The 12,242-nt window shown below is 40.3% G+C and carries 9 protein-coding genes and 4 pseudogenes; 10 read left to right on the forward strand and 3 right to left on the reverse strand.

The annotated features are described in order from the left end of the window. Window positions 1-5 precede the first annotated feature (5 nt). Window positions 6-1,114: pseudogene (locus NYR89_RS09640) on the reverse strand (anhydro-N-acetylmuramic acid kinase). Window positions 1,115-1,208: 94 nt separating this feature from the next. Here NYR89_RS09640 and NYR89_RS09645 point away from each other — a divergent pair. Next, window positions 1,209-2,273, forward strand: a complete 1,065-nt coding sequence (locus NYR89_RS09645) for an MFS transporter (protein ID WP_279445633.1) — start codon at window positions 1,209-1,211, stop codon at window positions 2,271-2,273. 2 nt (window positions 2,274-2,275) lie between these two features. Further along, window positions 2,276-2,647 (forward strand): fluoride efflux transporter FluC, encoded by a 372-nt coding sequence (locus NYR89_RS09650; RefSeq protein ID WP_279445634.1) that lies wholly within the window; start codon window positions 2,276-2,278, stop codon window positions 2,645-2,647. 58 nt (window positions 2,648-2,705) lie between these two features. Here NYR89_RS09650 and NYR89_RS09655 read toward each other — a convergent pair. After that, a pseudogene (locus NYR89_RS09655) lies at window positions 2,706-4,027 on the reverse strand (anaerobic C4-dicarboxylate transporter). A gap of 178 nt (window positions 4,028-4,205) precedes the next feature. Here NYR89_RS09655 and dapF point away from each other — a divergent pair. Beyond that, window positions 4,206-5,030, forward strand: coding sequence for a diaminopimelate epimerase (dapF, locus tag NYR89_RS09660; RefSeq protein WP_279445635.1), 825 nt, complete (start codon window positions 4,206-4,208; stop codon window positions 5,028-5,030). Between the two features lie 79 nt (window positions 5,031-5,109). Here the strand turns inward: dapF and epmA are convergent, their stop codons facing one another. Then, a complete protein-coding gene (epmA, locus tag NYR89_RS09665) occupies window positions 5,110-6,093 on the reverse strand; it encodes an elongation factor P--(R)-beta-lysine ligase (protein WP_279445636.1) in 984 nt (327 codons plus the stop codon). Window positions 6,094-6,436: 343 nt separating this feature from the next. On the opposite strand from epmA, the pseudogene frdA reads away from it, so the two are divergent. The 7 genes and pseudogenes from frdA (at window position 6,437) to NYR89_RS09700 (ending at window position 12,070) form a co-directional block, all read left to right on the forward strand. After that, window positions 6,437-8,237, forward strand: a pseudogene (gene frdA / locus NYR89_RS09670) (fumarate reductase (quinol) flavoprotein subunit). Between the two features lie 12 nt (window positions 8,238-8,249). Then, window positions 8,250-8,984, forward strand: coding sequence for a succinate dehydrogenase/fumarate reductase iron-sulfur subunit (locus tag NYR89_RS09675; protein ID WP_279445637.1), 735 nt, complete (start codon window positions 8,250-8,252; stop codon window positions 8,982-8,984). A gap of 8 nt (window positions 8,985-8,992) precedes the next feature. Continuing rightward, on the forward strand, window positions 8,993-9,379 hold the full coding sequence (gene frdC / locus NYR89_RS09680; RefSeq protein ID WP_279445638.1) for a fumarate reductase subunit FrdC: 387 nt from the start codon (window positions 8,993-8,995) through the stop codon (window positions 9,377-9,379). 12 nt (window positions 9,380-9,391) lie between these two features. Beyond that, entirely contained in the window at window positions 9,392-9,736 is a 345-nt protein-coding gene (frdD, locus tag NYR89_RS09685; protein WP_115587985.1) for a fumarate reductase subunit FrdD, read from the forward strand. 178 nt (window positions 9,737-9,914) lie between these two features. Next, window positions 9,915-10,028, forward strand: coding sequence for an LPS translocon maturation chaperone LptM (lptM, locus tag NYR89_RS09690; RefSeq protein WP_279445639.1), 114 nt, complete (start codon window positions 9,915-9,917; stop codon window positions 10,026-10,028). A gap of 120 nt (window positions 10,029-10,148) precedes the next feature. Then, window positions 10,149-11,398: pseudogene (gene lysA / locus NYR89_RS09695) on the forward strand (diaminopimelate decarboxylase). Window positions 11,399-11,452: 54 nt separating this feature from the next. Then, window positions 11,453-12,070, forward strand: coding sequence for a glutathione S-transferase family protein (locus NYR89_RS09700; protein ID WP_279445640.1), 618 nt, complete (start codon window positions 11,453-11,455; stop codon window positions 12,068-12,070). Window positions 12,071-12,242: the final 172 nt, after the last annotated feature.

Consider the following 12,242-nt stretch of genomic DNA (forward strand, 5'->3'; position numbering starts at 1 on the left):
AGTGATTACTTAGGATAAATTACCCCTAAACTCACCGACTGTTTTGCTCCGGTTACACTTGGTAAGTTGCTCGTTAAATTATGCATTCGTTGATAAGCCAGCCAGGCAAAAGCGATGCTTCGACATAATCAATATCCAATCCATATTCGCTAGTGGTTGTTACTGTCCATTTCGGTAGTAATTCATTAAAACGCCGCATTAACAATGGGTTACGTGCACCACCTCCACATACAAGTAATAAGCATTGCTTTTCACTTTCTAAAGTTTTTAACTCATTAACCACACTTTGTGCGGTAAATTCGGCTAGTGTACGTTGTACATCTTCAGGACGATAAGCGGTTAAATTAGCCGATTTTTTTGCAAGCCATTCGAGATTAAATAATTCTCGCCCAGTGCTTTTCGGGGCAGGTAATTTGAAAAAAGGCTCGTCAAGTAAACTGTCTAGCAATGCCGGAATCAAAGTGCCGGTTTTTGCCCATTCGGCATTTTTGTCATAGCGTTTAGCTTGGTGCGACTCTATCCACGAATCCATTAAGGCATTGCCGACACTGACATCATAGCCAATGGTAGGTTGCTGTGGTGCAAGTACCGAAATATTGGAAATACCGCCAATATTTAGCACTACAGTTAAGCGTTCCGGAGAGGCAAAAATCCCTTCATGAAAAGCGGGAACCAGCGGTGCGCCTTGTCCGCCAACTGCCATATCTTTACGGCGAAAATCCGCAATAGTAGTAATGCCGGTATGGGTGGCAACCAAATTCATATCACCGATTTGCATGGTAAACGGGAATTTGCCGTTTGGAGAATGCCATACGGTTTGTCCATGACAACCGACCGCTTGAATATCACTGGCGCTTAATTGATGTTCGGCTAAAAAGCGGTTGATACTTTCGGCATACAGTAAGCCTAAACGGTGATCGATTTCACCTAGTTTTTGCAAGGAAGTTTCACCACTTTTGAGTAAGTGCGATAAATCGGCACGTAAATCTTCCGGCATCGGAGTAAAGTCGCAAGCGGTCAACTTTGGTGGATTTTCTGCAAAATCCATAATGCACAAGTCTACGCCGTCAAGACTCGTGCCGGACATTACGCCAAGATAGAGGTTTTTAGTCATAAAAGTGAGATGAAAGGAAAATTTATTGAATTATATCGAATATCCGGCATAAAAGCGGTAAGATCTCGGCTGATTTTTACAAATTTATCACTTTATGAACCTTCAAAAACTTTTACTGATTCGACGATTTTTCTCCACCCTTGCATTTTTCTCAATGCAAACCGTATTTTTTATCTATTTACAGAAAAAAGGCTTAAGCAATAGCGAAATCGCTTTTTCATTGTCTTTATTGTTCTTTTGTAATCAAGCGTTGGCAATTTTAGCCGGCATTTGGGGTGACCGTTACGGCTTGGCAAAAATGATGCTACTCGGCTGTTTGCTGGATGTATTGGCTTATATTTTCTTCCTATCAGCGGATAATTACGGATTATTATTGTTAGCGACTACTTGCTTCGGGCTAGGGAGTTGTTTGTTTGGGACTAATGCGAAGGCGTGTTTATTAGCTTTGGCAGGCGATGAATATAGTGAGAAAACTCGTTTACAAGGCAAATATCTGAAAGTGACCAGTATGTCTTCAATGTTTGCACCGTTATTAGTGATTCCATTTATTAAACTTGAACAAATCGAGTTATTAATTTGGGTTTGTTTTGCGATGGAAGCGATGCTATTTGCGTTGATGATTAAGCCGTTTTATCAGATTCAAACCTTACAAACTTTGGTCAAATTCCGCTTCGAACAGATTCGAGAAATTATTACTAAAGAGTTTTTATTTGTGCATTTGATGCTGTTTATTCCGCTATCGATTGCCACTTCGTTTTTTGTGATTTTCCCGTTTTTATTTGATAACAAATTATCTGCACCGGAACATAGCCCAATAGCATTGTTTGTGAATGGTTTAATGACAGTATCGTTACAAAGCTATTTCTCGCGTAAAATTAATCTTACTGCGAAGCAAACCGTTTGGGTCGCACCGCTGTTAGCGATGGGTATTATTGTGCCGTGGTTTATTACCTTGCATTACATTTCGCTGTGTAGTGCTTATGTCTATTTGGTTATTTTTACCGTGATTGAGGTGTATGCGCTGACAGCAATGGCGAATTTGTTAGTGAAATTTGATAACGGTACCAATCGAGGCTTCATTTTCGGTGCATCACGTCTGTTACTTTCGATTGCGACGGTAGTGGTAATGAATTTAATTCCTCATTTGTTTTTGGTGTAGTTATGACTATTCTTTGGATTTCTCTCGGTGCAGTGTTAGGCGCTATTTCTCGCTGGCAATTAGGCGTATGGTTTAACAGTTTTTTAAGTCAATTCGCTTTTGGTACATTGTTAGCCAATTTGCTTGGTTGCTTCTTAATTGGAATTGCTATCGGATTACATTTGAATGACGGGCAGAAGCTGTTGTTTATCACCGGTTTTCTAGGTAGTTTTACCACCTTTTCAAGTTTTTCATTAGAAGTGAGTGAAAAGCTACTGGCGGAGAAATATTATCAAGCCTTCTGTATTGTTGGTTTGCATTTAGTCGGGGGAATTTTGTGTACAGTAATAGGAATCTTGCTGGTACGCCTTTTTACAAGCGATCAAATTTACTAAATTTTTTGCAAAAAAATGCCCTCACGACTTAAAGTTGGAGGGCATTTTCGTTAGCTAATTAAAGTAAGATATTTGCAAATAGTAAACCGAATGCAATACTAAATGCCATACTTAATAAACCCGGTAACATAAAGCTATGGTTAAAAATGTATTTACCAATTCTTGTTGTACCTGTCGTATCGAAGTCAATAGAAGCAATAATTGGACCATAGTTTGGAATAAAGAAGTAACCGTTTACTGCAACGAATACCGCAATAAGTACCGCAGGATCAATTTGTAATGCAACCGCTAATGGGAAAAGTGTTGCTACGGTAGCACCTTGGCTATTTACTAGCACAGATAATACGAATAATGCGAATGCAAAAGCCCATGGAGCGGTTTCTACTAAGCCTGAAACCATACTTTTTACTTCAGTCATGTGACCTTGCATTAAGGTGTCACCTAACCATGCGATACCAAAGATAGCGATTACTGCACGCATACCAGCATGGAATACAGAACCTTTAGTAATTTCATTGCCATCCGGTTTGCAGAAGAAAATGATTAATGCACCGATAGTCAACATAACGATTTCAATTGTATGTGCCATACCCATTGGTTTGCCGTCAAATACCGGACGTAATGCTGGTACTGCACCCATTAATACCACTAATAATGCACCAAATAAGAAGAGGCTTACTGAAAGTTTTGCTGTCGGTTTGATTGCAACATCCGCAGGATTAGTATTAGCATTATTTGCTTTTACATACTCAGGATCTTGTAATAGTTTTTGGTAATGTGGGTCATCTTTTAGTTCTTTACCCATTTTATTCACGAATACACAAGCAAGCATTAAACCGAAAAGTGTAGCCGGAATAGTTACAGAAAGTACGTTACCTAATGTGATACCTTGAGGCTCTAAGAATGCAACAACTGCAACTACTGCTGCGCGATCGGGCTTGCGACAATTGCAAATTGAGATGCGATTACTGCCATTGAAAGCGGACGTTCAGGGCGGATACCGTTATGGCGACTTACTTCAGCGATAACCGGTAATACAGAATAAGCTACGTGACCTGTACCTGCTAACACGGTGAATGTCCAAGTAACAAGCGGAGCGATAAATGTAATATATTTAGGGTTACGACGTAAGATGTTCGTTGCGATTTTAATCATATAATCTAAACCGCCAGTCGCTTGCATTGCTGCTGCCGCCGAAACAACCGCCATGATCATAAACATAACGTCAATCGGTAAACCTGCCGGTTTTAAACCGAAGCCAAAAGAAAGAATTGCTAGACCTAAACCGCCAAAGACACCTAAACCGATACCACCCACACGGGCACCAATTAAAATACATAGTAGAACTATGGCAAACTGCAAAAAGAACATTGCGGACATAATTTAATTACTCCATTGTAATTCAGTAAAAAAGCCCTCATACTTGGGCAATAATGCTTAGAGATCAAAATCTTTTCAAATGAAGTGAACTCCCCTGAAAAGGGTATGTAATATAGCAATAAATAAAACTAATCTCTATAAGATTTACTAATTAAATTTTTTTATGATAGGAAATAATATGCAATTTTCAAAAATGCACGGGCTTGGCAATGACTTTATGGTGATTGATGGTGTAACGCAAAATGTCTATCTTACCGAGGATGTGATCCGAAAATTAGCTGATCGTCATACTGGCGTTGGCTTCGACCAATTATTGCTTGTAGAGCCGCCATACGACCCGGATTTAGATTTCCATTACCGTATTTTTAATGCGGACGGTAGTGAAGTGGCACAATGCGGTAATGGTGCACGCCGCTTTGCCCGTTTTGTCACGCTCAAAGGTTTAACCAATAAACAAGATATTCACGTGAGTACTGCCAAAGGCAAAATGGTATTAACTTTAAAAGGTGAAGAAAAAGTTCGTGTGAATATGGGTGAACCGATTTGGGAACCGGCACAGGTTCCGTTTACGGCAAATAAATTTGAAAAAAATTATATTCTAAGAACGGATTTGCAAACGGTGTTATGCGGTGTGGTTTCAATGGGCAATCCGCATTGTGTGTTACAAGTTGAAGATATTAAGACAGCACCGGTAAATGAATTAGGACCTTTGTTGGAGAATCATGAACGCTTTCCTGAACGCGCGAATATCGGCTTTATGCAAGTAGTGAATCGTAATCATATTAAATTACGAGTATTTGAACGTGGTGCCGGCGAAACGCAGGCTTGCGGTAGCGGTGCTTGCGGTGCGGTTGCAGTAGGGATTATGCAGGGCTTGTTGGATAGTAATGTACAAGTCGACTTACCCGGTGGCTCACTCCAAATCGAGTGGGAAGGTGTTGGACATCCGTTATATATGACCGGTGACGCAACCCATATTTATGACGGTTTTATTAAACTTTAAAAAAACTTAACCACGGAATTCACGGATTACTCGGAAATGTTATTCTATGTAATCTGTGAATTCCGTGGTTTTTAATTATCTAAGCACTTTCCACACCAAATGCCATCACTTCATCAATTTTTTCGGCATTCATCGCAATCATCATCAAACGATCCACGCCTAACGCGACACCGGAACAATTTGGAATCCCTGCTTTTAATGCGGCAAGAAAACGAGTGTCTAACTGCTGAGCCGGTAAGCCCATTTGTGCACGTTGTACGTTATCTTGTTCGAAGCGGCGCATTTGTTCTTTCGCATCACTTAGCTCATGGAAGCCGTTTGCCAATTCTAAGCCTTTGTAATAAACCTCAAAGCGTTCTGCAACACGGTGATCTTCCGAACTGATTTGAGCCAATGCCGCTTGTGATGATGGGAAATGATAGACCGCAGTCGGGCGCTCTTTACCGATATTCGCTTCCACAATTTCACTGAATAGGAATTGCGGCAAAGTATCTCGATTTTCGTCATCTTCACAAGGGAAGCCGTGTTTACGGGCTTTTTCCACTAATTGCGCGCGAGTTGCCGACAGCGGATCTAAACCGACGTAGGTTTGGAATACGAACTGATAGCTATAAGATTCCGCCGGTTCACAATCTAAAATTTGCTGGAGTAAATCGTCCACTTCATTGATTAAACGATACATATCAAAATGCGGACGATACCATTCCAACATGGTAAATTCCGGATTATGACGTTTACCCGCTTCTTCGTTACGAAACACGCGACACAATTGGAAAATTGAACCACTACCTGTCGCCAACAACCGTTTCATATGGTATTCAGGACTTGTCATCAGATGTAACGTTTTTGCTTCACTAGAAAAAGGCGAAAGGAATTGTGTATGGAACGTAGAAAGATGCACATCGGTAACGGAAAACTCACTTAGCGCGGGTGTTTCCACTTCTAATACACCACGATCTTTAAAAAACTGGCGAATTTCCGCCATAATTTTGTTACGTTTAATCAGATTTGGAATAGAAGCGGTCGGTTTCCATTCAATTTTTTCTAAATTTAATTCACTCATAAAAAGTATTTGAAGATATAAAAAGCAGATTTTAGCGAGATTTGCTTTATTTTGCGAAAGCTAATTTTAAAAGTATTTGTATTTTGTCATTATTCCCTTAAATTTCTTGTTACATAGTTTGTAAAATTTTCAGCAAAATTAACCGCTAAATGAGATATATTCCTATCTATAATTACGAGTAATTATCAATACACTTTTGAGTTGATTTACCTTTTTTGAGGTAGATCACAAAACAGATTTTTATCTGACTAAAAAAGTAAAATACGCTTATCTTGCACAAAAAATAGTGGCACAATAAAAACGAGTTATATTGATTAATTAATCTATTATTTTGGAGTGCATTATGCAAAGTGTTAATTTTGATGTCGCAATTATCGGTGCTGGCGGTGGCGGTTTACGTGCGGCGATCGCGCTAGCGGAGGCAAATCCAAATCTTAAAATTGCTTTAATTTCAAAAGTTTACCCAATGCGTAGCCATACGGTGGCAAGAGAAGGCGGTTCAGCGGCAGTAATCAAAGATACAGACTCTTTCGATAACCACTTTAATGATACAGTGGGCGGTGGTGACTGGTTATGCGAACAAGATATCGTAGAATATTTTGTTGAACATTCACCGATTGAAATGACGCAATTAGAACGCTGGGGTTGTCCTTGGTCACGTCGTGAAGATGGTGAAGTGAACGTACGTCGTTTCGGTGGTATGAAAATCGAACGTACTTGGTTTGCGGCGGACAAAACCGGTTTCCACTTATTACACACCCTTTTCCAAACTTCAATCAAATATCCTAACATTGTCCGTTTTGACGAACATTTCGTCTTAGATATTCTGACCGACAACGGTGAAGCTCGCGGTTGTGTAGCGATGAATATGATGGAAGGCACTCTCGTTCAAATCAACGCAAATGCGGTAGTTATCGCAACAGGTGGTGGTTGCCGTACTTATCGTTTCAATACTAACGGTGGTATCGTAACGGGTGACGGTTTATCAATGGCATATCGTCACGGTGTGGCATTACGTGATATGGAATTTGTTCAGTATCACCCGACCGGTTTACCGAATACCGGTATCTTAATGACTGAAGGTTGTCGTGGTGAAGGCGGTATCTTAGTCAATAAAGATGGTTACCGTTACTTACAAGATTATGGTCTAGGACCAGAAACACCAATCGGTAAACCTGAAAATAAATATATGGAATTAGGTCCGCGTGACAAAGTTTCACAAGCATTCTGGCAAGAATGGAAAAAAGGTAACACCTTAAAAACGGCAAAAGGTGTGGATGTAGTACATCTAGACTTACGTCATTTAGGTGAAAAACACTTAACCGAACGTTTACCGTTTATCTGTGAATTAGCGCGTGCTTATGAAGGTGTAGATCCAGTTACTTCGCCTATCCCAGTTCGTCCGGTTGTACACTATACAATGGGTGGTATTGAAGTGGATATGCACGCAGAAACTTCAATTAAAGGCTTATTTGCAGTGGGTGAATGTGCGTCTTCAGGCTTACACGGTGCAAACCGTTTAGGTTCTAACTCATTAGCAGAGTTAGTGGTATTCGGTAAAGTGGCTGGTGAAAATGTCGCCGTCAAGCGCACAAGAAGCCGGTCCTCGCAACCAAGCACAAATTGATGCACAAGCACAAGATGTAGTTGCACGTTTACACGCTTTAGCTCGTCAAGAAGGTAATGAATCTTGGTCTGATATTCGTAACCAAATGGGTGACGCAATGGAAGAAGGTTGTGGTATCTACCGTACACAAGAAAGTATGGAAGGTGCGGTAAACAAAATCCATGAGTTAAGAGAGCGTTACAAAAATATCAGCGTAAAAGATAAATCAAGCGTGTTTAACACCGATTTACTCTACAAAATCGAATTAGGCTTCATTTTAGATGTAGCGCAATCAATCGCTTGCTCGGCTGTTGAACGTAAAGAATCTCGTGGTGCACACCAACGTTTAGACTATACCGAACGTGACGATGTGAATTACTTAAAACACACCCAAGCATTCTATAACGCAGACGGCACACCGACCATTAAATATTCAGATGTGAAAATTACTAAATCACAACCTGCAAAACGTGTATATGGTGCGGAAGCAGAAGCGCAAGAAAAAGCGAAAAAAGCGACAGAACAGGCACAAAAATAGGAGAGCGATAATATGGCAAATTTAAACAAAATGACCATCGAAGTGCTTCGCTACAATCCGGAAACAGATAGCGAACCACATTTAGACAAATATGAAGTGCCGTTCGATAGCCAAACTTCATTATTAGATGCACTCGGTTATATTAAAGACGAACTTGAGCCTGAGCTTTCTTATCGTTGGTCTTGCCGTATGGCAATCTGCGGCTCGTGCGGTATGATGGTAAACGGTAAACCGAAATTAGCATGTAAAACATTCTTACGTGATTACAGCGGCTTTATGCGAATTGAACCGCTTGCAAACTTCCCGATTGAGCGTGACTTAGTAGTGGATTTAAGCCACTTTATCGACAGCATCGAAGCAATCAAACCTTATGTTATCGATAATAAAGCTCCGGAAGGTCAACGTACTAAACAAACCCCGGCACAATTAGAGAAATATCGTCAATTCTCAATGTGTATTAACTGTGGTCTATGCTATGCGACTTGTCCGCAATTTGGTTTAAACCCTGAGTTTATCGGTCCGGCGACGATTACCCTTGCTCACCGTTATAACTTGGATAACCGTGATAACGGTCGTGAACAACGTATGAAACTCTTAAGCTCTAAAAACGGGGTGTGGAGTTGTACTTTCGTCGGTTATTGTTCAGAAGTATGTCCGAAACATGTCGGCCCAGCTTCTGCGATTAACCAAGGTAAATTGGAAAGTGCGAAAGATTACGTAATTTCAATGCTTAAACCAAAAGGCTAGGGGGCAATATGACAACTAAACGTAAAGCGTATGTACGCGAAATGAACGCAAATTGGTGGACAAAATCCAGCTTCTATAAAATGTACATGGTACGTGAAGCAACTTGTCTTGCTATCGTATGGTTTTGCTTAGTATTACTGCATGGGGTCATTAGTTTAAGCGGAGAAAGTTTAGACGGCTTTATCAGTTTCTTACAAAACCCTATTGTATTTATTTTAAACGTTATCAGTATTGCCGCATTGTTATACCATGCCGCAACATTGTATGTGATGACTCCGCAAGTTTTAACTTTTATCGTTAAAAATGAGCGTGTAAATCCAAACATTTTAAAAAATGCACTTTGGGCAGTAACAGGTTTAGTGAGCCTAGTTGCATTAGTATGTACTTATATGTAGGGGAGAATAGCAATGAATAAACAAGATCCAAAACGTTCTAATGAACCACCTGTATGGTTAATGTTTAGTGCGGGCGGTACAATCAGTGCAATTTGTTTCCCGGTATTACTTCTTATTTTAGGTGTGTTATTACCGCTCGGTTTAGTACCGGTGGATAATATCGTGGCATTTGCACACACTTGGTTAGGTAAATTAGTGATTTTAGCGGTGACAATTTTCCCTATGTGGGCTGGTATGCACCGTGTACACCATGGTTTACACGACCTCAAAATTCACTTTCCTGCAGGCGGTTGGGTATTCTACGGATTATCTGCCCTCTACTCAGTGATTGTGTTCTTTGCAGTAATCGCACTGTAATCAATATAACGTGAATCAAGCCATCCGCAAGGGTGGCTTTTTTATACTATAAGCGGTCGAATTTGTGGAAAATTTTACAAAAGCTATTTCTCTAAAAATTTGAGAAACGGCTTTTTTACTTTTTCATTACTGCAATTTGTTTTAGAATCAACAAACAATTCACTCTCAAGGATTTACGATGAAAAAATTACTTTTAGTGGCTTTGGTTGCCTCATTTGGGATGGTTGCTTGCGGTGTAAAAGGCCCACTTTATTTTCCTGAGCAACAACCGGCTCAACAACAAACAAAATAACCTTTTACCACGGCAATACAAAAGCTCGGTATAACAAGCGGTCAAATTTATTCGATTGTTTGTAACTACGAGTATAGGATTTTGCCGTGGTTTTATTTTTCAAACACAACGGACAAATCAATGAATCATTTTGAATATAAAAACCAACAACTTTTTGCGGAAGAGGTTTCTGTTTCCGACATCATTAAGCAATATGGTACACCTGCGTATATCTATTCTCGTGCTACGCTTGAGCGTCATTGGCATGCATTTGATAAAGCATTCGGTACGCATCCGCATTTAGTTTGTTTTGCAGTGAAATCCAATTCCAATATCGCTTTATTAAATGTGATGGCACGCCTTGGTTCGGGTTTTGACATAGTATCGCAAGGAGAACTTGAACGTGTACTTGCCGCAGGTGGGGAACCGAGTAAGGTGGTATTTTCCGGTGTGGCGAAATCGCATAGTGAAATTCAGCGTGCGTTAGAAGTCGGTATTCGTTGCTTTAATATCGAATCAATCGCCGAGCTACACCGCATTAATGAAGTTGCCGGTCAATTAGGTAAAATCGCACCGATTTCATTGCGTGTAAATCCGGATGTGGATGCGCACACTCACCCTTATATTTCCACCGGTTTAAAAGAAAATAAATTTGGGGTAAGCGTGACGCAAGCACGTGAGGTGTACCGTTTAGCGAAAAGTTTACCAAACGTGAAAATTACCGGTATGGATTGCCATATCGGGTCACAATTAACCGAATTACAACCGTTTTTAGATGCCACTGATCGCCTGATTGTGTTAATGGAACAATTAAAAGAAGACGGTATTGAGTTACATCACTTAGATTTAGGCGGTGGTTTAGGTGTGCCGTATAACGGTGAAGAGCCGCGCATCCGACCGAATATGCCAAAGCATTACTCGAAAAATTAAAAGGTTATGCAGATCTTGAGATCATCTTAGAGCCGGGTCGTGCGATTACAGCCAATGCGGGGATTTTAGTCACTAAAGTAGAATACCTTAAAGCGAATGAAGATCGTAATTTTGCGATTGTCGATACCGGTATGAACGATATGATTCGCCCAGCGCTTTATGAAGCTTATATGCAGATTACCGAGGTAGATCAATCACTTGTGCGTGAAAAAGCGGTCTATGATGTGGTCGGCCCGATTTGTGAAACCTCAGACTTTTTAGGTAAAGGTAGAGAATTGGCGATTGAACAAGGTGATCTGATTGCAATGCGTTCGGCAGGTGCTTACGGAGCGACGATGTCTTCAACCTACAATTCACGTCCGCAAGCGGTCGAAATTATGGTTGACGGTGACCAAGCACACTTAATTAAAGCTCGTGCAAGTTTTGCGGATTTATGGCGTTTAGAGAAATTATTACCATAAGAGTTCTACTTCCTCGGCGAGTAATGGCCGAGGATATTTGATTTGGAGAAAGATATGAAACTTTATTGTTTAAAAGGTGCTTGCTCATTTGTGCCACACGTTGCGTTAGAATGGACAGGTGCGGAATATCAAGCGGAACTAGTGAGCCGTGATTTTATTAAATCAGCGGAATTTTTAGCCTTGAATCCACGTGGCGCAGTACCGTTATTAGTGGACGGCGATTTAGCCCTTTCACAAAACCAAGCGATTTTGCACTATTTAGATGAGAAATATCCGGAAGCAAAATTATTCGGTAGCAAAACCTTACGTGATAAAGCGAAAGCAAGACGTTGGTTAGCCTTTTTTAATAGTGATGTACATAAATCATTTGTGCCGTTATTCCGTTTACCGAGCTATGCGGAGGGTAATGAAGAATTAACTCGCATTATTCGTCAGCAAGCAACAGAACAGATTTTAAATCAGTTAGCGACTGCCAATGAACATTTAGAAAGCCATATTTTCTTTGGCGAAAATATCTCAGTCGCAGATGTGTATCTTTACATTATGTTAAATTGGTGTCGTCTACTAGGCTTAGATTTTTCACACCTTGAGCGACTCTCTCCGTTTATGCAACGTGTAGAAGCAAATGCTGGCGTAGATGCGGTACGTATTGCTGAAGGTCTAAAAGGTTAATCCGTTTCAACAATGTAGCAACTGCTACGTAATATCGTTATTTTAAGGCATTAAGTGAAAAGGCAGAGCGAAAGCTCTGCTTTTTTTGTAAGTGTTATAATTAACTTGACAGATCTTGATAAAAATCAATATCATTTACAATTAGATTCTGTATAACTCCTTTCTCGTTTTA

Origin of the sequence: Actinobacillus arthritidis (assembly GCF_029774155.1) — a bacterium.
GTDB lineage: Bacteria > Pseudomonadota > Gammaproteobacteria > Enterobacterales > Pasteurellaceae > Actinobacillus > Actinobacillus arthritidis.

Bases quoted from the DNA above. Each gene is read 5' to 3' on its own strand.
- NYR89_RS09650 (WP_279445634.1), top strand. From the start codon at position 2,276: ATGACTATTCTTTGGATTTCTCTCGGTGCAGTGTTAGGCGCTATTTCT.
- frdC (WP_279445638.1), top strand. From the start codon at position 8,993: ATGACAACTAAACGTAAAGCGTATGTACGCGAAATGAACGCAAATTGG.
- frdD (WP_115587985.1), top strand. From the start codon at position 9,392: ATGAATAAACAAGATCCAAAACGTTCTAATGAACCACCTGTATGGTTA.
- NYR89_RS09700 (WP_279445640.1), top strand. From the start codon at position 11,453: ATGAAACTTTATTGTTTAAAAGGTGCTTGCTCATTTGTGCCACACGTT.
- NYR89_RS09645 (WP_279445633.1), top strand. From the start codon at position 1,209: ATGAACCTTCAAAAACTTTTACTGATTCGACGATTTTTCTCCACCCTT.
- epmA (WP_279445636.1), bottom strand. From the start codon at position 6,093: ATGAGTGAATTAAATTTAGAAAAAATTGAATGGAAACCGACCGCTTCT.
- dapF (WP_279445635.1), top strand. From the start codon at position 4,206: ATGCAATTTTCAAAAATGCACGGGCTTGGCAATGACTTTATGGTGATT.
- lptM (WP_279445639.1), top strand. From the start codon at position 9,915: ATGAAAAAATTACTTTTAGTGGCTTTGGTTGCCTCATTTGGGATGGTT.
- NYR89_RS09675 (WP_279445637.1), top strand. From the start codon at position 8,250: ATGGCAAATTTAAACAAAATGACCATCGAAGTGCTTCGCTACAATCCG.